Raw genomic sequence first — 23,861 nt, forward strand, 5'->3', positions numbered from 1 at the left:
TAATCCTAAATCCTGATGAAAGCACTAATTCTTTCTGGCGGTAAAGGTACACGCCTACGTCCCCTCACTTACAGCGGGGCAAAACAACTTGTACCAGTTGCCAACAAACCTGTTTTATGGTATGGCATTGAAGAAATGGTCGCTGCTGGTATTACTGATATTGGCATCATCATCAGTCCAGAAACCGGCGCAGAAGTCCAAGGGAAAACCGGAAATGGAGAAAACTTTGGAGCAAACATTACCTACATCGTACAAGACCAGCCACTTGGACTTGCTCACGCCGTCCAAATCGCCCATCCCTTTTTAGGTGATTCTTCCTTTGTGATGTACTTAGGCGATAACCTGATTCAACTAGGTGAGTTACGTTACTTTCTGCAACAATTTAGTCAACAACAGCCAGATGCTTTGATTCTCTTGCGTTCGGTTGCAAATCCTAGCGCTTTTGGTGTGGCTCAAGTGGATGAAACAGGACGGGTATTACAGCTAATTGAAAAACCCAAAGTTCCTCCTTCAAATTTGGCATTGGTAGGGGTTTATTTCTTTTCTCACCTCATCTTTGATGCGATCGCCAATATCCAACCTTCCACCAGAGGCGAACTAGAAATCACTGATGCCATTCAATACCTCATTAATCAGGAAAAGCAAGTTTTAGCCTATAATCTGCAAGGTTGGTGGCTAGATACTGGTAAAAAAGATGACTTGCTAGAAGCTAACCGATTAATTCTCGACACCTATCTGACAGTATCAGTTGCGGGTGAAGTTGATGCCCAAAGTCAGATTATTGGACGAGTGCAAATCGGTGCAAAATCCAAAGTCATTAACTGCACAATTCGGGGGCCAGTAGTCATTGGCAGCAATTGTCATTTAGAAAACTGCTTTATTGGCCCTTATAGTAGTATTGCTAACAATGTCACACTCATTGATACCGATTTAGAACACAGTGTGATTTTAGAAGGTGCTAAAATTGCCGGAATCCATCAGCGTATTATTGATAGTGTCATTGGACAAAGGGCACAATTGAGTCTTGCACCCCGTCGCCCCAAAGCCTTGCGATTTATGATTGGCGATGATTGTCAAATTGAACTAACCTGATTTACTTATTACAAATAGGACAAGCTACCGTCCAAGTTGGAACACAGTGCTTGTAAAATATGAATGCAAAATTCATCTAACAATCAGAACACTGCGGCACATACTATTAATAATATTAATGAGCATTGTAAATACCAAAATTCCTGAAGTTCTGCAAATTGAACCACAAGTATTTGCAGACGATCGCGGTTTCTTTTTTGAAGCTTATAACCACCAAAAATTTGCTCAAGAGATAGGGATTGTTACGAACTTCGTCCAAGATAATCACTCTTGCTCTAAGCAAAACGTCCTACGTGGATTGCACTATCAAATCCAACAACCCCAAGGAAAACTCATCCGGGTTGTTTCTGGTACTATTTTTGACGTAGCCGTAGACATTAGAAAAAGCTCGGCTACTTTTGGTAAGTGGGTAGGTTCTGAACTCAGTGCTGAGAACAAACGCCTACTTTGGATACCACCAGGCTTTGCTCACGGCTTCCTCGTGCTTTCAGAAATAGCTGAAGTTCTCTATAAAACTACAGATTATTATGTGCCCCAAGGCGATCGCACAATTTTATGGAACGATCCAGATTTAGCGATAGATTGGCCCTTAAATGCGCCACCGATTTTGTCAGCTAAAGACCAAGCCGGGAAACCTTTGAAAACTGCTGAAATATTTGATTAAGTACTTTCAAATTGAAGTAAGTTCGATAATTAATCAGAATGAGTAAATCAATTCTGCTGATTGGTAGCAATGGCCAAGTAGGTAAGGAACTACAACAAATCCTTCCATCTCACAGCAATGTTATCTCAGTAGCACGCCCAACAGTAGACCTTGCCCAACCCGATACTCTCCGCAAAATTATTAGATCAAAGCAGCCGCAAATCATCATTAATGCCGCGGCTTACACTGCTGTAGACAAAGCCGAAAGCGAACCCGAACTTGCTACTGCTATTAATGCTACTGCACCTCTAATTCTTGCCGAAGAAAGCCAAAAATTAGGAGCTTTTCTAATTCATATTTCGACCGATTACGTTTTTGATGGTAATGGCTGTAGCCCTTATCATGAAGCCGATGCGACTAATCCCTTGAGTGTCTATGGTAAAACTAAACTCGCTGGAGAAGAAGCTATTCGGGAAACTTGCGCCCATCACTTCATCCTCCGCACTGCTTGGGTTTATGGAAACTTTGGCAAAAGTAACTTTGTCAAAACCATGCTGCGACTAGGTGCAGAACGCCAAGAACTCCGTGTTGTCGCCGATCAAATTGGTAGCCCAACCTGGGCGCAAGATATAGCGGCAGTTATCGCGCAGATAATTCCCCAGTTAACTCCAGAAATTAGTGGCACTTATCACTACACTAATAGCGGCGTTGCTAGCTGGTATGATTTTGCCGTTGCCATTTTTGAAGAAGCCCAACAACTAGGCTTCCCTTTGAAAGTTGAACGTATTGTGCCCATTACAACTGCCGAATATCCGACACCAGCCCGTCGCCCTGCTTATTCCGTCCTTGCTTGTAGAAAAATTTCCGCACTTCTAGGGACTTATCCCCCCCATTGGCGGCAAAGACTCCGACAAATGCTTGCAGAATAGGGAATAGGTATTTTTTAGTCCCCCTTGTCTCCCTTGTCCCACTCATCTCCCCAGTCCCTATCCCCTTTTTAATACTCCCGTTTCTCGTTGTATTGGCAAAACATCTAAAATATCAGTTTGGGAACAATATTTTAAATCATCTAGACAATCAAGGCGTAACAATCGTTGACCGTGACTAGCTTGGTGAAGTAATCCTAATAAGTTATCTTGCCATTGAGAGTAAAGAGCGATCGCACTAATTACTTCATCATTTCCAGCGAGTTCTTCTGGTGACAAATTGGTTTGTTGCAAAATACTATGAGCGATCGCACCGGCACAAACTGTATCCTCTAAGGAATAACTGCCTTCCCAACCAGAACCGACAATCCATACTGTCTCTGGTTGCTTCTCTAAAAGAAATTGCACCACCGCCGCCCGGTTAATCAAGGCTGCTGCTAATACATTTGGGGAGTCTTGTACCCTTTGTAAAGCACGAGTGCCATTTGTGGTACTGATAAACAAACGCCGCCCTTGCACCAATTCTGGTGTGCAGTCTAGAGGAGAGTTACCCAACTCAAAGCCAGCTACTTTCGCGCCGCCGCGTTCTCCAGCCCGCAGTCGTTTTTCAGAAGGCCATTTTTCGCTAACTTCAATTAACTGATCTAAATCGCTGAATACTTGTACAGCTTCACCTCCAGATGCCAAAACTGTCGCAATTGTGCTAGTGGCTCGCAAGACATCAACTGCGATCGCACATTCTGGCGCTTTATCCGTTGGAGTCAATTCAGGAGTGTGGTATACGAATAACTTCACGGGCTGGATACACCTGTTTTAATACTACTGCCGCAAATAACATTCTACCTAGTTGGTGTCACTAACTATAGAGACAATTGCTCCAAGAAAATTTTTTATCATCAAAATACAAAATGTATCTCATTCAATACATAGATGGGAGCAGAGGAGGCAGGGGAGACAAGGGGGAATTATTGAACAAGTCTCTCCCTTGTCTCCCCCCTCTTCCTTGTCTACCTTGTCTCTTCTCCATGCCTAATCCCTAATAAATACTCAAAAAGCGCATTTTATGCTTTTAGACTTTCAGAGTTGCTGCACTATCTTGTAATCTAAAACAAGAACAGACCTTACTAAATGGGGAAAAAGTTACAGTTATAAGGCTACAGCCCAAAGGGAAAAATATTTACTCATTCCCGACTCCCCAGTACAGACGCAATTAATCACGTCTCTCCCACTCCCCACTCCCCATTGAAATTGCTATGGCACCTTTACCCGACTACCGCCCTAAACAACTATCTTTAGGCCCGTTAGAAGCGGAAATTTTAAATATCATCTGGGAACTTGGTTCAGCCACAGTCAAGGATGTACACGATCGCATCCTCGCCGATCCCAACCGCGAATTAGCGTATACTTCTGTCACCACTGTTTTACGTCGCCTCACTGATAAAGGTTGGCTGGCCTGCGACAAGAAAGAGCGCGCATTCTATTGGCGGCCAATGCTGAGTAAGCAGCAATCAGATGTGATCAAAGCTCACGAGCAGTTACAGCGATTTTTAGCGGTGGGGAATCCCGATGTTATTGCAGCCTTTGCTGATAGTCTGGATGAAGCAGCTAGCGAGCAAATAGCAGCGATCGCTAAACGTATTCAATCTGCACGCCAAGCTAGGGAGGAACAATGATGCATCTGATAATGATTTTGAATGCTTTGGCAATTGCCTGGTGGTTAAGATCCGCTTGGAATCAACCCCAAGGCAATTGGAATCTGCGGTGGCAGCGATCGCTATTTTTGTTTCTCTTCCCCCCCTTGCTAATTTTCATGACTGCGATCGCTGTGCTATTCATGGGGCCTCAAGGACAGATGGGCGGAATGTATACAGGCTCAATTAGCTATTTACTAGCATTAATTTATTTGGCATTTTTTGCCATTTCATGCATTAAACTTGCCTTCCAGGGTTGGCAGTCAGTAGAATCTGCCCGTAACTGTCCTTTGGTGAATGTTGGAGATAGACGAGCCAGACTGCTGCAAACGGGCGCGTTGTTTGCAGGCCAAATCGGTTTTTGGCAACCAGAACTAGTGGTTAGCCAAGGATTAGTGCAAACTCTCTCACCTGCTCATTTAGAAAGCGTCTTAGCCCATGAGCAAGGGCATCACTATTACAGGGATACGTTCTGGTTTTTTTGGCTGGGTTGGGTGCGTTCTTGCACTGCATGGTTGCCGAATACAGAGCCTTTGTGGGAAGAATTATTAGCTTTGCGCGAACTTCGTGCCGACGGTTATGCAGCATTGCAGGTAGATCCTCTAGTGTTAGCGGAATCACTTTTATTAGTGGTTAGTAGCAGCCCCGTTTTATCAGAAATTTGCTGTGCTGCATTAGGTTCCTCTGGTGCAGATCGCTTAGAACAAAGAGTAGAAGCTTTATTAGCACCACCAGAACCAACCCCAGAAGCTCAATTACAATCTTGGCATGGCTTTCTGCTGGCGTTCCTGCCTCTACTGACTGTGATATTTCATAGTTAAGTTGAATTTAGCAAGCTACTACAGCACAAAATTGTGATGTTTGTAACGAAAATCGTAGCGTTGGTAATAAAAACGTATTGATTGTAACGAAAATCAGATTGTTTGTAACGAAATTATTGTGTTTGTAACAAAAATCAGATTGTTTGTAACGAAATTATTGTGTTTGTAAGGAAAATCGTAGCGTTGGTAATGAAAACGTATTGATTGTAACGAAAATCGTAGTGTTTGTAACAAATATCGCGATCGCAATAAATTAACAGGCGTTAATTACGAATTACGAATTACGCTTATTCTTCTTCTAGCAACTGTTCTATATACTTTTGTACCAAAGGCACTTGAAAAGCATTGCCTTCTTGAGTCAAGATTTCTTTTCGCGTTAGTTTGCGGATAACACCTTTGTCTTGCTGCGTAGGAGTTTCCCCGTAGATTATCCGACGTAGGAGAGAGCGATCGCTATCTGTTAAACTCTTCCATAATTCCCGAAAATACTGATCGCCTCGCTCAAGCACAACAGGTATAACTTCTTGAACATCCTGTGCCGTAGCTTTTGCTGTATCTGCTTCTCGCCTGTTTCTTCTGATATCGCGGTTTAGCAACTCCACCACCTCATAACACACCAACTGAACGAGATAAGGTTGACAGCGAGTAAGTTGGATAATTTCATCTACAGCAGTTGGTTCATAGATATCGCTGAAGTTCTCTACTGGCTGTTGAATCAAATCGCGGGCTTCTGACTCTTGCAAGTAAGTCATTCGCAAAGCACGGGTGTTAATTAGATAGTTACTCCAGTAATCATCAAGTTCAGATAACTCCTGTGAACCACTAAAAAGTAAAATCCACTGGCGTTGGTGTTGCAGCAGGTTACGAATAAAATTGAGCGGCGCACGGCTGCTTGTTGCTTTCACTACCTCATCCAGGCATTCATATTCATCCAAACAAAGGAGAAATTGCTTATCAGAGTTGCTGCGTTCTATTTCTGCGAACCAAGTTTGCAGGGCGGGAAATGGATCTTCAGCTAGTTTATTGGCATCTGGATTAGGCAAGAATACTTTGCGGGGTAATCGCCGTGCAGCTTCGATAATTTGTTGAGCTAAATTCTCAGCCAATCCTTTTAACGTTGTAGCTGATGCTGCACCCTGTAAATCTACCAGCAAAGGTACAATATTTGCTTGTACTCTGTAAGGTAGATATTTCAGCGCTGAAGTTTTCCCCGTTCTCCGCCCACCATAGAGTAATAACACTGGCGGTTGCTCAGAAAGCACCAAAGATTCGATTTCCCGAAATATGTCAATTCGCCCTTTGAAACGATTCTTTGCTGTTTCTGGATCTAGTGAGTTACCAGCAATATAAACTTGTCGAATTTCTGTTGATTGTTGTGCCTGTTCTTCTAAAGTGCGCTGCGCCGTCTCTAGTATAGTCAGCCAGTCTTGTGCAGCATTGCCAAAAGAGACAGCAACGCGAGCATCTTTTGTCAAAGCTAAACTTTGCCCCAGTTGGCGTAATGCACTGATGGGAATGTTCAATAACTCATATTGACGATAAGGTGAAGTTGCTTCCTCTGATGCCCGTACATTCTGACTGATTTCCAAAAATTGGGGCAGTACAGCGCCAAGTTCCTTTGGTGGTGGTGAAGGAATCCACGCTAGTTGGTTGGCAATCTCCACAATATCGCTCAACCTTTGACAACGATTGAGAATATCTACAGCAATACCAGAAATTGCCTGTGCTGCAACTTTTTGCTGATTGGTGGATGTAATTAGATAATTAATAGTCTCACGGGCAGCCATCGGCTTCTTTCGATAAGCCTCTACAATCATCACATCCATAAAAGGCAGAGGCAAAAGAATCAATTCATCAAAGCGAGGGGGCAGATATCGCAAACAATTTACCTGCTTTCCATTGCGAGACAAGAAGAACAAGGTGAGTATCCATAGTAATTCTGGCAACCAGAAGCAAACCCGCAACACACCCAAAATCCACGCCACACCTACCACCACGCCTACCGCCACGTATCTCGCCACGCCTCCCGCCACGCCTCCCCCCATGCCGAACGCCACGCCGAACGCCGCGCCGAATGCCATGCCTACCGCCACGCCTCTCGCCACGCCTCCCGCCACGCCTACCGCCACGCCTACCGCCACGTGTCTCACCACGCCTACCGCCACGCCGAACGCCACGCCTACCGCCACGCCGAACGCCACGCCTCTCGCCACGCCTACCGCCACGCCTCCCGCGCCGAACGCCACGCCGAACGCTACGCCGAACGCCATGCTTGATAAAAATTCAGTTGCCAAAAACATGGTAAAGACAGCAACAAGGAAAATAACTAGCCTATTTGTATTACCGCCACGGTCTATAACCCTTCCCATAAACCAGCCTGCCAAAAAAACACAGCTTATAAACCAGTTAAATGATTTACCACTAACCAGAATGTAAACTGGTGCTACTAGCAACACGGCAAATATTGGCACTACGGCAGTTAGCCACTGAACTTGCCCAGCATAGTGACGCAGGCGGGGGTTAGTACGAAACTCAGCCCGTTTATCAAAGGGGTTATCTCTCGGCTTCAGTTGTGGATGTATATCACGCAGCCAGCTTTTAAAGGTAAAAGGCTTGAAGTAAATCCAATACAGGAGGCGCACGCATTCAGCCACATAATTCCAAAAGCCGGATGTTGGAGATGTGTTACTCATTGCTATTTTATCCCCAACTTGTCGCGCACAAAATCCCAAACTTCATTCCAGTGCAGCACACCCACCAAAACCAAAACGAGCAAAAGCAGAATTACCATCCCGATAATCCAGTTGCTCACATCATCAACAGCCCCACCAATAAACTTGGCTATTCTACCCAGGCGTACTGGTAAATCCCAAACTAACCACCGCAGCCATAATTGCCACCACTTTCCATTTGGTTCGTTAGGATTTGCAAGCTGTTGATCAAACTCCTGTTTCGCCCACTTGATAGCCTTGCCTTGTTGACGTGCTTCCCACAAATAGTAACCAGCCAATTGCAACTTATAAGGATGACGACTACCCCATTGCTGGGCATGATTCTGTTCGTCTACACTCAAAGCGGCACCAATTGTAGAGCCACTTGGTAAGCGCGACAGTTCAATAGCCTCATCTGTAGTTAGTTCTTTCAAAGAAATAGTGTGACCAATATTGAAAAAACTAGAGACAAATCGATGCTCATTAGCATAAACATCCAGTTGTTTACGCGAAGCCACCACTAGCATCAAGGCGTTGCTATCCATCAGCGATCGCAAATTGTCATAAAATCCATTATCGAATTTATCGGGATATTTCAAAAGGCTTTCAAAATCATCCAAACAGAGAACGGGTAGCTTTCCTTGCTGTTTCCATTGCTTAACCGCATCTGAAAATGCTTGCCGATTAAGCGGTTTACTCTTCCAACAATTTTGCAGACTGCGTTGTTGCCATCCCTGAACCTGACTCAGCAAACCTTCAGCTACAGCCTCATAGAAACCCGTTTCAGTTTGGCAATCTACACCGCGTAACGGTAGGTAAATTACCACATAATTACTGCTGTTGTTTAATACTCGCTGCTGCCAAGTCAGAACAAAATAATGCAGCAACGAAGATTTACCAATGTGCTTCTCGCCAACTATATTAATACTTGTAGGCTGATCGCCCTTCATCCGAGATGCGATCGCGTGTAATTCATCTTTACGACCAACAAACAGCCTGGGATCTTCAATCATCCCCGCAGCCACAAAAGGATTGGCAGGCAGCGCTCCAGAAGTCATGTAAAGCGTTATCCTAGTTTCAGCAATTTAAGTGCAATCACCTAAAAGAATACCACTAGCCCCATAATTTCTTTGCAGATCGCAAAGACGCAATAAATCACCGTACCAATTTGTAGAGACGGCGATTTATCGCGTCTTTTGCCTTAGCCGATTCACCGCGTCTCTTGCCTTAAACGTAGTATCTGAGAAAATATCTATTTGGCAAATGGCCCAATGTTGACTGCTAATAGTGCAGAACAAAGCATTGATGCGATCGCCAATTTCCTAAACTAGATTAACAGCACAATCCCTTTAATACCTTTGCCAAATACTCATACTGCTCTAAAGTATTGTAAATCTGCGCCGAAATCCTTACCAACAGCCGAGGTTTTTCCTGCCACGGCATCACCTGCACTTGAATACTAAACTTATCAAACAACTCATCATGTATAGACATGAAATCGCAGTTTTCCAAAGTCGCAGGCATTGGCACAACCGCCATTGAACCAATCATCTCCTCTGGACAAAGCGGCTGCACCTCCAGCGCTTCACAAAGTAGCCGTCTTCCCTGCAACACTAACTGATGATTTTGCTGTCTCAATTCTGTCCATCCACCAGGTAGCAACGAACCCATAAAAGCGATCGCTTCCGGTACAGACATATAAGCTGTAGGATCGTCTGTACCTGTCCAGTCAAATTCCAACTGAAAGCGGCTTTTATCAGTGCGTGGCGAATTTGTGCCGTGGCTAATTGTCAGAGGACGAATTTCTGACTGTTTATCTCGCCGCACATACAAAAATGCTGCCCCTTTGGGCGCACACAGCCATTTATGACAATTCCCCGTGTAATAAGTTGCCCCAATCTCCCGCAAATCGAGACAAACCATCCCAGGCGCATGTGCCCCATCTATCAATGTATCTACACCCCGTTGTTGCAACTCCTTCGCCAACTCTTGAATCGGGAAAATTAGCCCTGTCTGGCTGGTAACATGATCCAAAAGTGCTAATCGTGTTTTTGGTGAAACTCGCTCAATTACTGCTGCGATTACTTGCTGTGGCGAGTCAATGGGGAAAGGAACTTTTGCCACCACCACCCGCGCACCAGTACGACTGGCAATAAAATCAAGTGCATTGCGGCAAGCATTATATTCGTGGTTAGTTGTAAGTATTTCGTCCTCTGGTGAAAATGTCAGCGACCTTAACACCGAATTAACGCCAGTCGTGGCATTGGGGACAAATACCAAATCCTGCACATCAGCACCTACAAACGCCGCCAACTTACTTCTGGCATCATCTAGCAGAGGTTCCCATTCCCTACCAAAAAAGCGCAAAGGTTCATGTTCGATCTGCGATCGCAAACGTTGTTGAAACTCAAGCACTTGTTTAGGACAAGCACCAAAAGACCCATGATTCAGAAACGTCACAGCCGAGTCAAGTGACCATAAACCTCTGATGGATAATCTAAAATCCAAAATTGATAAACTCCCCAGGCTGGATTCGAACCAGCGACCAATCGATTAACAGTCGATCGCTCTACCACTGAGCTACTGAGGATCACTCACGATTTATAATCTTAGGGCTAAAAATAGAATTTGGCAAGTACTTTCGATAATATTTTTTTTAGATACTTAATTTATAGAAATTTTGCAGCCAAAACCCATTCAGGAACTTAAGCAGAGACTTTTAAATACTATAGTCCCATTCGTAATTCAGCCAGACGTTGCCGCGCCTTAGCATCAATGGCATTAGCTAAAAACCTACTCTTAGATTGTTTCCGTGTGTGATACTTTTGTCGCATCCGGCAAACAGTGGCTTCCACTTCCCCACAAAGTTGTTGTGCTGACAACCATTCAGCCCCATACCCTTGAATCATCAGCTGTTGTGCCCGATCTGATGTAGCAACAATCACACGAGAAATTAAAGATTGAGCTATTTGCTGCCGAAAAGAAGCACAGGACTTTTCAATATAAGTATCTGCTGTTTGCCCGAAATCAGTGTAATAAACAGATAAAAGCTCAGTAATAATTTCTTTATTACTAGAGTTGTTTTGATATTGGGCATCAAAAACTATCTGAGTTGTGTAACCTTGAAACGCACTATAACCAGTCATCGCTTCCACAAGTTCGCCCCGTGCGGCCTCTAATCCAACGCTATCACGCGTTTTTTTAAGGCAAGGCCAAGCACCTATGATATTGTAGCCGTCCACTAACAAAACGGCTTGGAGTAAGGAACGGGGCATGGTTTTTAATCACAATTTTCTAGAGTTAACAAAATTCATTCATAAGTTTTATAATAATTGATCAATTGTGTGTAACACTATGCTACATAGAATAAAAAATACGACAGCCTCACAAAACTCAAGCCTAAGATAGACGCACCAACTTAAAACGCGCCTTTGTTTAAAAGGCGCGTTAAAGTTCTTTTTTAGTAGTATTCAGGAGTCCAGTTAAGGAGTAGCGAGGCTTGAGCCAGCGCAATGAATTTTACCTATTTACTCAGCACTCATTACTCATCACTCAGCACTCAGCACTCAGCACTCAGCACTCAGCACTCAGCACTTAGTTAGGAGGCTTCGCTGTCTACCTCCATTAGACGTTGTTTGAGGCGTTGGGGTTCACCTCTATCTACCAGAGAGCCTTTTTCTAGCAAAAAAGCGCCGTCACAGTAATTTAACTCGTCTAATCGATGTGTCACCCACAGGGCTGTAATACCTCGACTTTTGACAAGGCGGCGGACACCAGCAACTAAATCTAACTGACTATCTGGATCTAGCAAGGCAGTGGGTTCATCTAATAATAGAACTTCACAGCGACGGGCGATCGCACCGGCGATCGCGACTCGCTGTTTCTGTCCCCCAGAGAGCGCATAAATAGGGCGTCGTTGCAAGGTAAGCAAATTCACCGCCCCCAGCGCCTCCTCAACCCTGGCTCTAGTAGCAGCAGGTGGCAACTTTTCTTCCACCAATCCAAAAGCCACATCAGCACCAACCGTTGGCATCACCAGTTGATGATCTGGATTTTGGAAGACAAAACCAACGGGGTGCAAAACCCGAATTTCGCCAGATTCAGGAGCTAATAACCCCGCCAGCAGTCTCAGTAACGTTGATTTTCCGCTGCCATTTGTACCCAAGAGCATCCAAAACTCACCCTTGGGTACTTCTAAAGAGCAAGATTTGATCACTTTCTCTCCATTAGGCCAACTGAAATTTAAATCCTTGACCTCAATGCCAACTTGAGACATTTGTCAACCTTAGTTACTCAGCAGCTACAGCAAAAAAGCCAGGTGGTCTGCCACCACCAGGGGTTGTACCATCTTTCTGAACAATCTGCACCCCAGAAATTTCACTAGCGCGGACAGCAATTTTTTTCTCTGTCTTGCCCTCGCACTTGAGTTCCACAATGTCAGGGTTCCCAGAACGGATTGCTGCCAAAATTAGCTGATAGACAGCCTCAGCATCCTCTGCTGACTTACGTTGTACCGAAATAGGGAAAGCAGTGTTTCTGATGCTTAAATCGATGGTAAACATTTAGCAATAATCAAATTTAACTGTGGACTCATTTTAGCGTCAGCTGAGTGATTCTAGGGAAATGGGGGTTGGAAGAGGCAGGGGGGCAGGGTGCAGGGAGCAAGGGAGAGAATTCAAATTACCTCTTTCCCCTCTTGCTGCCCTACTTTATCTGCCTCGTCTGAATCAAAAATTAATTTTTATTACAAAACCCCTAGAAAAATTAGCGATTTACACCTAATATGATTAAAGGTATGTAAAAAATTGTAAACTTGGTTAACAACCCGGTTAACTTTCTACTTATAGAGGGCTTTTGTATAGCCATCTATAATACAGATACAGCCTGTACTTATAAACATTTGGAGATTTGCTCTAATGACCATCGCAGTTGGACGTGCCCCCAGTAGAGGGTGGTTTGACGTTCTTGACGACTGGCTCAAGCGCGATCGCTTCGTATTCGTAGGTTGGTCAGGGATATTATTATTCCCCTGCGCCTTCCTAGCACTAGGCGGTTGGCTGACCGGCACCACCTTCGTCACCTCTTGGTACACCCACGGATTAGCCTCCTCCTACCTAGAAGGAGCGAACTTTCTGACAGTGGCAGTATCCACCCCCGCCGACAGCATGGGACATTCCCTATTGCTGTTGTGGGGGCCAGAAGCCCAAGGCAACCTCACCCGTTGGTTTCAATTGGGTGGCTTGTGGCCATTCGTGGCCCTGCACGGAGCCTTCGGTTTGATTGGCTTCATGTTGCGGCAATTTGAAATTGCACGTCTAGTAGGTATCCGTCCTTACAACGCCCTCGCCTTCTCCGCTCCCATCGCGGTATTCGTCAGTGTATTCCTGATGTACCCCTTGGGACAATCAAGCTGGTTCTTCGCACCCAGCTTTGGCGTGGCAGCAATTTTCCGGTTCCTGCTATTCCTGCAAGGCTTCCATAACTGGACACTTAACCCCTTCCACATGATGGGAGTTGCGGGTGTATTGGGTGGTGCGCTATTGTGCGCCATTCATGGTGCCACAGTGGAAAATACCTTGTTTGAAGACGGCGATGGTGCTAACACCTTCCGCGCCTTCAATCCCACCCAATCAGAAGAAACCTACTCAATGGTGACAGCAAACCGTTTCTGGTCACAGATTTTCGGTATTGCTTTCTCTAACAAGCGCTGGTTGCACTTCTTTATGTTGTTCGTGCCAGTCACAGGCTTGTGGATGAGTGCCGTCGGCATCGTCGGTTTAGCACTCAACCTGCGGGCTTATGATTTCGTTTCCCAAGAATTACGGGCGGCGGAAGACCCGGAGTTTGAAACCTTCTATACCAAAAACATTTTGCTGAACGAGGGTATCCGCGCTTGGATGGCTCCTCAAGATCAACCCCACGAACAATTTGTATTCCCTGAGGAAGTTCTACCTCGCGGTAACGCTCTCTAAGAATTAAAATCCGGCTATGTTCTGAATTAGGATTGTGATGGATAAAAATTGACACCACCAAGATTAAATAATCTCCTTGTAATAAACCAAGAAAGTGTCAATATTCACCATTCTCTAGTTATCTCTCACCAAAAGGTGGGAGATTTTTTCTGTATATGGTTAATATCTCTAAATTTATGTGTTATGTTAGGTGAAGGTTATAAACCCAGAGTAAATACTCTGCCCTTTGAAAACTAAGACCGCTTAGGCAATAAGGAGGTGATGCCCATGATAGAAAGTAGTAAATGCATGGGTCATCAGGTTGCAGTTAGCCGGCTGTGTGCCGGGGCTGTTCTCTAAAAGTTAGCCTTAGTCATCTTTGAGATACTAAGTTAGCTCAAGTAGCTAGGCAAGCTCGGAGTTCCTTCCGGCAGTCTGGTTGCAACCTGAAGACCCGCTAGACCGCTCTGACTTAGACCATCCGATCTAAATCAGGGCGGATAGTTTTTTATGGGTGACTTTTATTGGTTGCTTTTGAAAACTTTAGATTGATATGCCTGTGGTAGTCACTAAGCTTTATTGTTGGTGCAGCCTCCGTAGAAAAGTGCAGGTAAAGCCAACAAATTTAAGTTTTTTTTAAAGACGAATATCTTACATCAAACTTTGGGGACTGAATCGGATTTGAGTAATAGCGTCTATCTACGAAGTCTGATTTAAATATACACACATAATTATGATGTCCTAATCTATTTGGGTGCAGAATAAAAGAAGTTTGCCTTTCTCAAATGCAAAATGTAACAAATATATATATCAGGAATTTTTTGATATGGCACAACTACTCACCGAAGCGGAAATTCAAGAACAAGCTAAGGTTTTGGCAGATTGGACTGTTGAAGACTCCAAATTGCTGATTACCCGCACATTCAAAGATTTTATTGAAGCAATTGAGTTTGTCAATAAACTAGTAGAGCCAGCTGAGTCAGCCGGGCATCATCCAGATATAGAGATTTCCTACAACAAAGTGAAGATTATACTCACAACACATGATGCAGGTGGGTTGACGCAGCCAGACTTTGATGTAGCGCAGGCGATTTCCCAAATCAACTAATTCAGGAGTGCTGAGTACTGTTAGCACATAGCTAGGTTTGAGCCAGTGCGATTATTAGGGAACTCTAAAAAATAAATTATCCAATATTGTGGGGTGGGCATCTTGCCCGCCCAGTCCATAGTGCAGGCGAGACACCCACTCCCACAAGGATTAATTGGATAATTGGATATTTTTTTTATTTGTCAGTCCCTTACTTTTTTTACTCTAAGCCGAGGCACTATTTCGGTGAGAAGGCTTTACCTATGGTTGTATAGCCAAGGCACTGTCTTCTAACTGAGGTGAGCTTTATGCTAAGGCTAAGTAGAAGTAGTGATTTTTAATGAGAAGCTGCTCAGTGTCTAAAGCTTTCAGTAATTTAGCCAAGTAGGAGCTAATGCCCTAAACGCTACTCCCAGCTTAGATATTTAGATCGGTAGGTGTGACAGTTATTAAGGCGATCGCTCCAATCTTGCCATCTAGATCAGATGTTTTATAATGTTATGATATAAAGATATGTTTTTGCATAAGTTAATCACATAAGTTTTTAACCCCAAGTTAATCGTTTATTAGCTTTGCAAAAACTAAAATTGTAGTAGTGGCAACGATGCCTCATCCACAGGTTTCAATGAGATGTCGTATTTTTGAGAATTAGGTGCGACGAAACCAATTATCAAACAAGGTGTGAGGAGTAAAGTAAAGATGTCTAATCTCTTGTGGAAATCCTTAGTGGTTAGCCCAGCAGTTTTGGGAGCAACATTGTTAGTTTCGACAACAGCAATGGCGGCTCCAAGCACAACCACTCAAGTATCACCAGCTAAACAACTAGGTGTATCTGAAGTTGCCCAACAGCCAGAAATGTTGGCTCAAACAACGATAGATCAAGTTAACCGCTACAGTAACGAAGGCAACCAAAATAACTCTCAGTCTCAAGTAACATCAGTTTCGCAATTTTCTGACGTACAGCCTACCGACTGGGCATTCCAAGCATTACAGTCGTTGGTTGAGCGCTATGGTTGTATTGCAGGTTATCCAAATGCTACCTATCGCGGGAATCGTGCTTTAACCCGTTATGAATTTGCCGCTGGTTTAAATGCCTGTTTGGATCGGGTTAACGAATTAATTGCTACAGCTACAGCTGACTTGGTGACTAAGCAAGACTTAGCTACCTTGCAGCGGTTACAAGAAGAATTTTCCGCAGAATTGGCAACTCTACGCGGTCGCGTAGATTCCCTAGAAGCGCGGACTGCTGAATTAGAAGCTAATCAGTTCTCCACTACCACAAAACTAGTCGGCGAAGCCATTTTTGGTGTTACTGATGCATTCGGCGGTACCAATGGTAACAATAATAATACTGTCTTTCAAGATCGGGTACGTTTAGACTTGCAAACCAGCTTTACTGGTAGAGACGTTTTACATACCCGTCTAGCAGCCGGTAATGCACAAGCTTTTGCACTAGCGAATAACACCGGTGCTGAAGGCACACAAACATTTCAAGTTGGTAATGGCGCTGGTAACAACAGTGTCCGTATAGACCGCTTGACTTATGAAGTTCCCATTGGACCAGCCAACGTTTACATTGCAGCAAGTGGTGGACAGCATAGCCATTACGCTGCTGTCAACAATCCTTACTTTTTCGACAACACTGACGGTGGTAACGGCGCTTTATCTACCTTTGCTTCTGAAAGTCCCATCTATCGGATTGGTGGTGGTGCAGGTATAGCGCTGAATGTACCCCTTGGTAAAGGTGGCGGCATTCTGGGAAATAGCTCAATCACTGCGGGTTACTTAGCATCGAATGCTAATGATCCTGGTCTTAATCAAGGTCTGACGAACGGGAGTTATGCTGCTTTAGGACAGTTGAACTTTAGTGTTGGCGATCGCGTGGCTTTAGCTGCTACTTACGTCCACGGGTATAATGCCGGCGGTGGTTCGTTGTTCAACTCAACTTCGGTAAACGGAAACGGAATTGGACCAACAGTAGGTACTAATCAAGCTAACACTTTACTAGGTGCAGGTTCCAGCAATTCCTACGGTGTAGAGGCTGCCTTTAGACCCAGTGACAAGCTATCAGTTAGTGGCTTCGTTTCTTACCACGAGGTCACTGGCTTCGGTGCAAATGATGATTTTAACGCTTGGAGCTATGGTCTTGGAGTAGCCTTACCTGATTTCGGTAAAAAGGGTAACGTTCTAGGTATTTTTGCTGGTGCAGAACCCTATTCCTTTAACCGACCAGTAGCAGGTTTGACTGGTAACAATGTACCATATCACTTTGAAGGCTTCTACAAGTATCGTGTATCAGATAACATCTCAATCACCCCTGGTGTAATCTGGTTGACCTCTCCTGGTCAAAGCAGCGCTAACGACGATGCAATTATCGGTACACTTAGAACAACTTTTACCTTCTAGAGTGTTGACTATCCACTAACAATTTTTAAATCTATTTCTCCCCGCCATGAGGCGGGGATTTTTATTTTCAATAGCAGCAATGGATAATCCCCAGTAGTTAACCGGAGTATACTAGAAAAAGTTAGGAGTTATGACGGGTTTTATATGAATAGACCAGAGTAGGGTGGCCATTGTAATGCCCTTGCAAGCAAAGCGTACCGCTACGGTGAGGGGATCTTGCTATGTACAGCGTCTCCAAGAGTTGTAATCCTAACCCTTGCGATTGCTTTATTCCGCTGCGCTCCATTCGCAATGACAATTGAGCATTTTTTTACTTAGAGTACTCTAAGTACTCTAATATCCTAACTAATGACTCCTAACTCTTAGCTGTTAATTCCTAACCCCTAACTTATTGCTGCTTGTGGAACTATCTTGTAAATCGGAATACGCAATTCTCGCTCTATTAGAAATGGCCGCTCATTACGAAAGCGGCGAACCACTGCAAATTCGACAAATTGCAGCACAACAAAACATACCCGATCGCTATCTAGAACAGCTACTAGCAACCTTGAGGCGTGGCGGTATAGTCAAGAGTCAGCGCGGATCAAAAGGTGGCTATCTGTTAACGCGAGAACCACGGAAAATCATTGTTTTTGAGATTTTAGAGTGTTTAGAAGGCTTGGAGGCGGGCACTGGTCAAGAAAATCTTAGTCCCAAAACGCTAGACAGTTCAGTTATAGAAGAAATTTGGCAAGAAGCAAGTCGCGCGGCAAATTCAGTGTTGCAAAAATATACGCTCCAGGATCTTTGTGAAAAACGAGATTCGCGGCGGCAGTTGGATATCATGTACTACATTTAGTCATTGGTCATTGGTCATTTGTTAATGACTAATTACTAATGACTAATAACAAAGTAAGTGGGTAGGAATAAATCAAACTATGTTACGCAATGTAAATATAATTAAATTAGCTCGCAGTAAGCGGCTTTTCCCCTGAAAATGGGCTGTAGCCGCTGATTACAAACTTTCATTATTAATACCCACTTACTTAATAACTAATAACTAAGGACTCAATTATGCGAATAGCTCGTAACATTACAGAACTGGTTGGCCGTACACCTCTAGTGCAGTTGAACCGCATTCCCCAAACAGAAGGATGTGTTGCGGAAATTGTGGTGAAGTTGGAAAGTATGAACCCCTCGGCATCAGTCAAAGACCGGATTGGGGTGAGTATGATTAATGCCGCAGAGGAAGATGGACTAATTACTCCTGGGAAGACAGTATTGGTAGAACCCACCTCTGGAAACACAGGAATTGCCCTAGCAATGGCAGCAGCAGCTAAGGGTTATCGATTAATTTTGACTATGCCAGAAACGATGAGTGCGGAACGACGAGCAATGTTGCGGGCTTATGGAGCAGAATTAGAACTAACGCCAGGAATGGAAGGCATGAGTGGCGCAATTCAGAGGGCGCAACAAATAGTTAATACTACGCCAAATACTTATATGTTGCAGCAGTTCCGCAATCCAGCCAATGCAAAAGTACATCAGGAAACAACCGCAGAGGAAATCTGGGAAGATACTGATGGACAGGTAGATATAATCGTGGCGGGAGTGGGTACAGGTGGTACGATCAGTGGTGTTGCAGAAGTAATTAAAGCACGCAAGCCTAGTTCTAAAGCGATCGCAGTTGAACCAGCCAATAGCCCAGTTTTATCTGGGGGACGACCTGGGCCCCACAAAATTCAGGGGATTGGCGCTGGGTTTATTCCTCAAGTGTTAAAGATAAAATTGATTGATGAAGTGATTACCGTCACCGATGAAGAAGCGATCGCCTACAGTCGGCGTTTGGCAAAAGAAGAAGGGCTACTATCTGGTATTTCCAGTGGAGCCGCCTTATGTGCAGCAATTCGTCTTGGCCAACGTCAAGAAAATAAAGGGCGTTTAATTGTGATGATTCAGCCCAGTTTTGGTGAGAGGTATTTAAGTACACCTTTGTTCCAAGACCTGGATGCAAGGTTAGCCGCTAGCGTTAGTTAACGCTACATTGAATTAATGGTCAATTATAAGCACGTTTCTAACCATTACGAAACTCTCAAAGTTAGTCCAAGTGCAAGCCTTGCGGAGATTAAACAAGCTTATCGCCGCTTGGTTAAGTTATTTCATCCTGACAGTAATCAGGATACAGCTGATCGCGAGGAAATTATCCGCATCAATGCAGCTTATGAGGTCTTAGGCGATAACCAAAATCGCCGCAATTATGACCAAGAACTGCAAGATGAGCCTCAAAAATTAAATAGCGATCGCCAACAGCGTACAGCATCAGCGCAAAAACATTACCAGACAATACGAAAAACTGGACGGGATGTTGATGAGCAAGTTGAAGTATGGCTGCGCCAAGTTTACCAACCAGTTAATCGCTTACTTTGTAACATTCTCTATTCCTTAGAAGAACAAATGGATCAATTAGCGGCTGATCCCTTTGATGATGAGTTGTTAGATGAATTTCAGGAATACTTACAAGCCTGTCGAGATGACCTCAAGCAGGCACAAATTACTTTTCGCTCTTTGCCGAATCCGCCTAGTTTAGCAAGAACGGCGGCTCATCTTTACTACAGCCTCAATCAAGTAGCAGATGGACTCGATGAATTAGGTTACTTTCCTTTGAATTACGATGAGCGTTATTTACACACAGGTCAAGAACTATTCCGCATAGCTACGGGATTACACTGTGAAGCACAAGCGTCTGTTACATAATTATGGGGCATTGGTCATGGGGCATTAGGCATTGGCAAAACAGTTCCAAGTTCCGTTAGCGGATAGCTAGGGTTGAGCCAGTGCTGAGTAAAGAAGCGAGATTCCCCACTCAGCAATCTTGAGGGGCATGGGTTCAATTTCGCTGGATGACCAATTACCAATGACTAATGACTAAGAAATTAGTTTATGCTGGAGACAGAAAAAGGTTAAGAAATTTTAAATTCTGCTCATAGTGTACTCATGCCATGTATTGTTAATCGCCGCGCCCAGTTTTCCGCAAGTCATCGCTATTGGTTGCCAGAACTGAGTGAAGCCGAGAATATTGAGAAATTTGGTGCTGGCTCTAGATTTCCGGGACACGGACATAACTATGTCTTGTTCATCTCCCTAGCTGGGGAATTGGATGAATATGGTATGGTGCTGAACTTGTCTGATGTGAAACACGTAATTAAACAGGAAGTTACCAATCAATTGGACTTCTCTTATCTCAACGATGCGTGGGCAGAATTTCAACAAACTCTGCCCACTACTGAGAATATTGCACGGATTATCTGGCAACGACTAGCACCACACTTGCCTCTAGTCCGTGTGCAGTTATTTGAACATCCTGAACTTTGGGCAGATTATATGGGAAACGCAATGGAAGCTTACCTCACCATCAGTACTCACTTTAGCGCCGCCCATCGGCTAGCTCATCCTAATCTCAGTAACGAAGAAAACACTGAGATTTATGGTAAGTGCGCTCGTCCCCACGGTCACGGACACAACTATCATCTAGAAGTGACTGTCAAAGGGAAAATTGACCCACGTACTGGCATGATTATTGATTTAGGTGCCCTGAATCAAGCGGTGGAAGATTATGTGGTAGAGCCATTCGATCACACTTTTTTAAACAAAGACATTCCTTATTTTGCCGAAGTTGTCCCCACTGCCGAGAATATCGCACTTTACATTAGTAATTTACTGCGATCGCCTATTGAGGAATTGGGAGCTAAACTTTACAAAGTAAAACTGATTGAAAGTCCCAATAACTCCTGCGAAATCTACTGCACGGAGTCAGAATCAGAGTCAGTTAGCCCAGCCGTGAATCAGCCAACACTAGCGCGAGTTTAGCTAATTGAAAATTAGGCATAGGACATCGGGAATTTATCCCCATGCCCAATGCCCAATGCCCAGCTAAAAAAGTTTACTAACTAAGCAGTTAAAACCAGGTAACAAAGGACTTGTCAATTCATCTTGACTAAATAAAGTAGCTGCTAACTTTAATACAGCCTGTTCACGTCGATAAACCTCAACTTTCTTCTGTACAGAATCGCAAATCCAATATTCTTGAACTCCTTGCACCGAGTAAAGCTTCAGCTTTGTTTCCCTATCACGTTTCTCGTTTTTTTCACCAGGTGACAGAACTTCTACAACTAACTCTGGTGCGCCCGTCAGGTGGCCAGCTTCATCTAGCAAGTTTTTTAAGCGTTCATGACTTGCCCACACCACATCAGGGATCACATTGTCCGAATCTGAGAAAATAATTCCAGGTGCGATCGCAGCTTTACCTAAACCAGTTTCATCTGACCAATTGTTAAGAACTGTAACAATATTGCCACAACTAGATTGATGATCCCAGCTAGGTGATTTAGTCACAAATAGTTCTCCATCAATAATCTCATAGCGATTTCTGCGATCGCTAGCAAATAGCTCTAAGTCAGCAGTTGTCCAACGCACTGGAGTTGTTTGCATAGAAACCCCCTAGCATTTTCTTAAATCATACTTTTAAAAATACCGACGGCGGGCGGAATGTCGCAAATAGCGATAAATGCCCCACGCTAAAACTCCAAAAAAGAGATTTAGCAAAAAGCGACTAAATATAAACCACAAAATATCACTGTCAAAAAGCTTTGACGGACTCAAAGGGCTAACAGTCCTGGCTAAGAGAAACAGACCAAAAATAGCATTTCCACCCAGTACGAGGGCAAACAGTACTAAACTTCTCTGCCAGTAACGGCGCTGAATTGTACAGTCTGAAATTAGGGTAATTACAGGTTTACCTTGCACTTTTTGCAGTAATTGTTCTAGTCGCCAAAACATCCACAACAGAAAGGGAAATAAACCATAACTCAGGAAACGTAGGGGTAGTGAGTAACGCCAAGAACTAGATAAGACATTAACTAGGGCATGGCAGATTACAGAATTTAGCCAAGCCCTAAAAATAAACTTCTTGTCTCGATTTAATCGAGTGTGGGAGGAAATATAAATCCCTAAAGCATATCCCCAAGGTGCAGAGAACATAGCGTGGACTGGCGTACCAATAGTCCGGTCAAGAATTGATGCGGTATCGTGGAAAAGGTAAATCCAGTTCTCTTCGGCAGTAAATCCAAGGGCAACGGCGATGGTGAAGAGGAAAACCGTCGAGTGAAGTAATCGATATTTGCGTTGCAGATAGTAGGTTGGGATAAAAACGGCAGCTAACTTGCAGCCTTCTTCAATTGTGCCTACTTCCACAAGCTGCCGCAAGGCTATACCAGGAAGCCAACGTTTGAGCTGTTGCCAGTCTACAAAATAGTTCGCTACAGTTTCAAAAACCCATTCGAGGCTAAGGGCTAAGATCCCAGACATTGCCCCGATGATAAAGAACATCAGTAACTTTAACAGAGGTGGGGCAAATGGCACCCGACAGTAGTAGTAGCCTAGCAGCAGCAAGGGTGGTATTACTGCCCACAACAGTAGAGATAAATCAACCACTCACCTGAGCAATCACTGTACGGTGACGGTGGGTGTTGTTGGTGATAGTAGGAGTTTGGAAACCCGCCTCAACAATAGCTTGCTCAATGTCCAAAGCGAAGTATTCATCTAAATACGGTTCAGTACTTTTGAGCAAAGTCAAAATGTAGGCTGGCATTTTTTTGTAAACTTCAGATTTGGGATTCATATCCATAATTGCCAAGTAGCCACCTGGACGCAGCACGCGCCGCATTTCAGCTAAAATCTGTCGGGTTGGCGCTTGGGGTAATTCGTGGCACATTAAGAAAATGGAAACTAAATCAAAAGAGGCATCAGGTAGCCCTGTAGATTCAGCTTGGGCGTGAAGCCAGTTAATATTAGCTTGACGTTGTTGGGCACGGTAATTGGCAACGGCTAAGAAGTAAGGAGATAAATCCAAGCCTGTAATTTTGGCATAGGGATAAACTGCTTGTAGGGCAAAACTACTCAAGCCAACACTACACCCGACATCTAAGATGTCTTGCGGCTCATTGGGGATTTGACTTTTCAGGATATTGTGGTAACTCTGGCGCAGCATCGGATCGCCTTGGGCTTCTTCAGCATCCTGCCAAATCTTCGCGTGGACAGCGTAAGCAGCAGGTTCTACCTCAAAAGCAGCTTGCCAACTGAGATTTCCGGTTTCGTAGGCATGAAATGAGGTGACATAATAATCGGGGTAGGAAAGCTGAGGATTTTCTACTTGAGCTAAATCTTCCTTCCAATCAAGCGCCTGTAGTGTTTTGACTTCTTGCGTCCAAGGCACACCAATTCTTTCGGCACGTTTAATCATCATTTGTCTAGCTTGATGCTTGGCTAGGTTAGCTAAAGGCTGGATTGCCAGTATGCCATTCACCAAGCGGGAAGCTAAACCAGGATTAGTGTTTACAGCAGCAGTCATAAATCAGTTTGCATTTAAGAGCCTTTTCTACTTATGACATAGTTGCTGGAGGCCAGTCTAGATGCAAATTGAAAAACATTATGGGGAATAGGGAATGGGGGAGCAAGAATTTTAGATTTGAGATTTTGGATTTTAGATTGAAATTTAA

The 23,861-nt window shown here is 44.1% G+C and carries 22 protein-coding genes and 1 tRNA gene; 12 read left to right on the forward strand and 11 right to left on the reverse strand.

The features are described 5' to 3' along the window. The first annotated feature begins 15 nt into the window (after positions 1 to 15). The 3 genes from FD723_RS19330 to rfbD all read left to right on the forward strand — a co-directional run bounded on the left by FD723_RS19330 (position 16) and on the right by rfbD (position 2,664). Positions 16 to 1,092 (forward strand): glucose-1-phosphate thymidylyltransferase, encoded by a 1,077-nt coding sequence (locus FD723_RS19330; protein WP_179066781.1) that lies wholly within the window; start codon positions 16 to 18, stop codon positions 1,090 to 1,092. 118 nt (positions 1,093 to 1,210) lie between these two features. Next, on the forward strand, positions 1,211 to 1,756 hold the full coding sequence (rfbC, locus tag FD723_RS19335) for a dTDP-4-dehydrorhamnose 3,5-epimerase (RefSeq protein WP_179066782.1): 546 nt from the start codon (positions 1,211 to 1,213) through the stop codon (positions 1,754 to 1,756). Between the two features lie 38 nt (positions 1,757 to 1,794). Further along, positions 1,795 to 2,664: a dTDP-4-dehydrorhamnose reductase gene (gene rfbD / locus FD723_RS19340; RefSeq protein ID WP_179066783.1), complete on the forward strand. Its 870-nt coding sequence runs from the start codon at positions 1,795 to 1,797 to the stop codon at positions 2,662 to 2,664. A 57-nt stretch (positions 2,665 to 2,721) separates the two neighbouring features. On the opposite strand, the gene FD723_RS19345 is transcribed toward rfbD, so the two are convergent. After that, positions 2,722 to 3,456, reverse strand: a complete 735-nt coding sequence (locus FD723_RS19345) for a 2-phosphosulfolactate phosphatase family protein (RefSeq protein WP_179066784.1) — start codon at positions 3,454 to 3,456, stop codon at positions 2,722 to 2,724. A gap of 458 nt (positions 3,457 to 3,914) precedes the next feature. Here FD723_RS19345 and FD723_RS19350 point away from each other — a divergent pair, with 458 nt between their 5' ends. Together FD723_RS19350 and FD723_RS19355 are read left to right on the forward strand one after the other, a co-directional pair. Continuing rightward, positions 3,915 to 4,334 carry a BlaI/MecI/CopY family transcriptional regulator gene (locus tag FD723_RS19350; RefSeq protein ID WP_069069046.1) on the forward strand — a complete coding sequence of 140 codons (420 nt, stop codon included), beginning with the start codon at positions 3,915 to 3,917 and terminating at the stop codon, positions 4,332 to 4,334. After that, positions 4,334 to 5,173, forward strand: coding sequence for a M56 family metallopeptidase (locus FD723_RS19355; protein ID WP_179069202.1), 840 nt, complete (start codon positions 4,334 to 4,336; stop codon positions 5,171 to 5,173). The genes FD723_RS19350 and FD723_RS19355 overlap by 1 nt, the downstream gene beginning before the upstream one ends. A 287-nt stretch (positions 5,174 to 5,460) precedes the next feature. Here FD723_RS19355 and FD723_RS19360 read toward each other — a convergent pair whose 3' ends face one another. The 7 genes from FD723_RS19360 to FD723_RS19390 form a co-directional block, all read right to left on the reverse strand. Beyond that, positions 5,461 to 7,866, reverse strand: coding sequence for an ATP-binding protein (locus FD723_RS19360; RefSeq protein WP_179066785.1), 2,406 nt, complete (start codon positions 7,864 to 7,866; stop codon positions 5,461 to 5,463). A 2-nt stretch (positions 7,867 to 7,868) separates the two neighbouring features. Further along, positions 7,869 to 8,942, reverse strand: a complete 1,074-nt coding sequence (locus tag FD723_RS19365) for an AAA family ATPase (protein WP_179066786.1) — start codon at positions 8,940 to 8,942, stop codon at positions 7,869 to 7,871. Positions 8,943 to 9,216: 274 nt separating this feature from the next. Beyond that, the gene (locus FD723_RS19370) at positions 9,217 to 10,392 is read right to left on the reverse strand and encodes an aminotransferase class V-fold PLP-dependent enzyme (RefSeq protein WP_256874866.1); all 1,176 of its coding nucleotides are present in this window, start codon (positions 10,390 to 10,392) and stop codon (positions 9,217 to 9,219) included. 10 nt (positions 10,393 to 10,402) lie between these two features. Continuing rightward, positions 10,403 to 10,474: transfer RNA gene (locus FD723_RS19375), tRNA-Asn, on the reverse strand. Between the two features lie 136 nt (positions 10,475 to 10,610). Continuing rightward, the gene (locus FD723_RS19380) at positions 10,611 to 11,159 is read right to left on the reverse strand and encodes an NYN domain-containing protein (RefSeq protein WP_179066787.1); all 549 of its coding nucleotides are present in this window, start codon (positions 11,157 to 11,159) and stop codon (positions 10,611 to 10,613) included. 323 nt (positions 11,160 to 11,482) lie between these two features. Continuing rightward, positions 11,483 to 12,160, reverse strand: coding sequence for an ABC transporter ATP-binding protein (locus FD723_RS19385; RefSeq protein ID WP_179066788.1), 678 nt, complete (start codon positions 12,158 to 12,160; stop codon positions 11,483 to 11,485). A gap of 13 nt (positions 12,161 to 12,173) precedes the next feature. Further along, positions 12,174 to 12,446, reverse strand: a complete 273-nt coding sequence (locus FD723_RS19390) for a hypothetical protein (RefSeq protein WP_012410874.1) — start codon at positions 12,444 to 12,446, stop codon at positions 12,174 to 12,176. A gap of 354 nt (positions 12,447 to 12,800) precedes the next feature. On the opposite strand from FD723_RS19390, the gene psbD reads away from it, so the two are divergent. The 7 genes from psbD (at position 12,801) to FD723_RS19425 (ending at position 21,174) form a co-directional block, all read left to right on the forward strand. Then, positions 12,801 to 13,856: a photosystem II D2 protein (photosystem q(a) protein) gene (psbD, locus tag FD723_RS19395; RefSeq protein WP_179066789.1), complete on the forward strand. Its 1,056-nt coding sequence runs from the start codon at positions 12,801 to 12,803 to the stop codon at positions 13,854 to 13,856. Positions 13,857 to 14,661: 805 nt separating this feature from the next. Next, the gene (locus FD723_RS19400; protein ID WP_179066790.1) at positions 14,662 to 14,943 is read left to right on the forward strand and encodes a 4a-hydroxytetrahydrobiopterin dehydratase; all 282 of its coding nucleotides are present in this window, start codon (positions 14,662 to 14,664) and stop codon (positions 14,941 to 14,943) included. A gap of 678 nt (positions 14,944 to 15,621) precedes the next feature. Next, complete coding sequence (locus FD723_RS19405; protein ID WP_179066791.1) at positions 15,622 to 17,328, forward strand: iron uptake porin; 1,707 nt, start codon at positions 15,622 to 15,624, stop codon at positions 17,326 to 17,328. A 400-nt stretch (positions 17,329 to 17,728) separates the two neighbouring features. After that, the gene (locus FD723_RS19410; protein WP_179066792.1) at positions 17,729 to 18,166 is read left to right on the forward strand and encodes an Rrf2 family transcriptional regulator; all 438 of its coding nucleotides are present in this window, start codon (positions 17,729 to 17,731) and stop codon (positions 18,164 to 18,166) included. A 215-nt stretch (positions 18,167 to 18,381) separates the two neighbouring features. After that, positions 18,382 to 19,344, forward strand: a complete 963-nt coding sequence (gene cysK, locus FD723_RS19415) for a cysteine synthase A (protein ID WP_179066793.1) — start codon at positions 18,382 to 18,384, stop codon at positions 19,342 to 19,344. A gap of 15 nt (positions 19,345 to 19,359) precedes the next feature. Continuing rightward, positions 19,360 to 20,061, forward strand: a complete 702-nt coding sequence (locus tag FD723_RS19420) for a J domain-containing protein (protein ID WP_179066794.1) — start codon at positions 19,360 to 19,362, stop codon at positions 20,059 to 20,061. A 240-nt stretch (positions 20,062 to 20,301) separates the two neighbouring features. Then, a complete protein-coding gene (locus tag FD723_RS19425; protein WP_179066795.1) occupies positions 20,302 to 21,174 on the forward strand; it encodes a 6-carboxytetrahydropterin synthase in 873 nt (290 codons plus the stop codon). 63 nt (positions 21,175 to 21,237) lie between these two features. Here the strand turns inward: FD723_RS19425 and FD723_RS19430 are convergent, their stop codons facing one another. From FD723_RS19430 to FD723_RS19440, 3 genes are read right to left on the reverse strand one after another with little or no spacing between them, the layout of a single operon-like run. Continuing rightward, positions 21,238 to 21,795: a Uma2 family endonuclease gene (locus FD723_RS19430; RefSeq protein WP_179066796.1), complete on the reverse strand. Its 558-nt coding sequence runs from the start codon at positions 21,793 to 21,795 to the stop codon at positions 21,238 to 21,240. A 33-nt stretch (positions 21,796 to 21,828) separates the two neighbouring features. After that, positions 21,829 to 22,797 (reverse strand): PrsW family intramembrane metalloprotease, encoded by a 969-nt coding sequence (locus FD723_RS19435; RefSeq protein WP_179066797.1) that lies wholly within the window; start codon positions 22,795 to 22,797, stop codon positions 21,829 to 21,831. Next, positions 22,790 to 23,713, reverse strand: a complete 924-nt coding sequence (locus FD723_RS19440) for a class I SAM-dependent methyltransferase (protein WP_179066798.1) — start codon at positions 23,711 to 23,713, stop codon at positions 22,790 to 22,792. Before FD723_RS19440 ends, FD723_RS19435 begins: the two co-directional genes overlap by 8 nt. Between the last annotated feature and the right edge of the window lie 148 nt (positions 23,714 to 23,861).

This window comes from Nostoc sp. C052 (genome assembly GCF_013393905.1).
GTDB lineage: Bacteria > Cyanobacteriota > Cyanobacteriia > Cyanobacteriales > Nostocaceae > Nostoc.

Bases quoted from the DNA above. Each gene is read 5' to 3' on its own strand.
- FD723_RS19330 (WP_179066781.1), top strand. From the start codon at position 16: ATGAAAGCACTAATTCTTTCTGGCGGTAAAGGTACACGCCTACGTCCC.
- rfbC (WP_179066782.1), top strand. From the start codon at position 1,211: ATGAGCATTGTAAATACCAAAATTCCTGAAGTTCTGCAAATTGAACCA.
- rfbD (WP_179066783.1), top strand. From the start codon at position 1,795: ATGAGTAAATCAATTCTGCTGATTGGTAGCAATGGCCAAGTAGGTAAG.
- FD723_RS19350 (WP_069069046.1), top strand. From the start codon at position 3,915: ATGGCACCTTTACCCGACTACCGCCCTAAACAACTATCTTTAGGCCCG.
- FD723_RS19355 (WP_179069202.1), top strand. From the start codon at position 4,334: ATGCATCTGATAATGATTTTGAATGCTTTGGCAATTGCCTGGTGGTTA.
- FD723_RS19360 (WP_179066785.1), bottom strand. From the start codon at position 7,866: ATGAGTAACACATCTCCAACATCCGGCTTTTGGAATTATGTGGCTGAA.
- FD723_RS19365 (WP_179066786.1), bottom strand. From the start codon at position 8,942: ATGACTTCTGGAGCGCTGCCTGCCAATCCTTTTGTGGCTGCGGGGATG.
- FD723_RS19380 (WP_179066787.1), bottom strand. From the start codon at position 11,159: ATGCCCCGTTCCTTACTCCAAGCCGTTTTGTTAGTGGACGGCTACAAT.
- FD723_RS19385 (WP_179066788.1), bottom strand. From the start codon at position 12,160: ATGTCTCAAGTTGGCATTGAGGTCAAGGATTTAAATTTCAGTTGGCCT.
- FD723_RS19390 (WP_012410874.1), bottom strand. From the start codon at position 12,446: ATGTTTACCATCGATTTAAGCATCAGAAACACTGCTTTCCCTATTTCG.
- psbD (WP_179066789.1), top strand. From the start codon at position 12,801: ATGACCATCGCAGTTGGACGTGCCCCCAGTAGAGGGTGGTTTGACGTT.
- FD723_RS19400 (WP_179066790.1), top strand. From the start codon at position 14,662: ATGGCACAACTACTCACCGAAGCGGAAATTCAAGAACAAGCTAAGGTT.
- FD723_RS19405 (WP_179066791.1), top strand. From the start codon at position 15,622: ATGTCTAATCTCTTGTGGAAATCCTTAGTGGTTAGCCCAGCAGTTTTG.
- cysK (WP_179066793.1), top strand. From the start codon at position 18,382: ATGCGAATAGCTCGTAACATTACAGAACTGGTTGGCCGTACACCTCTA.
- FD723_RS19420 (WP_179066794.1), top strand. From the start codon at position 19,360: ATGGTCAATTATAAGCACGTTTCTAACCATTACGAAACTCTCAAAGTT.
- FD723_RS19425 (WP_179066795.1), top strand. From the start codon at position 20,302: ATGCCATGTATTGTTAATCGCCGCGCCCAGTTTTCCGCAAGTCATCGC.
- FD723_RS19430 (WP_179066796.1), bottom strand. From the start codon at position 21,795: ATGCAAACAACTCCAGTGCGTTGGACAACTGCTGACTTAGAGCTATTT.
- FD723_RS19440 (WP_179066798.1), bottom strand. From the start codon at position 23,713: ATGACTGCTGCTGTAAACACTAATCCTGGTTTAGCTTCCCGCTTGGTG.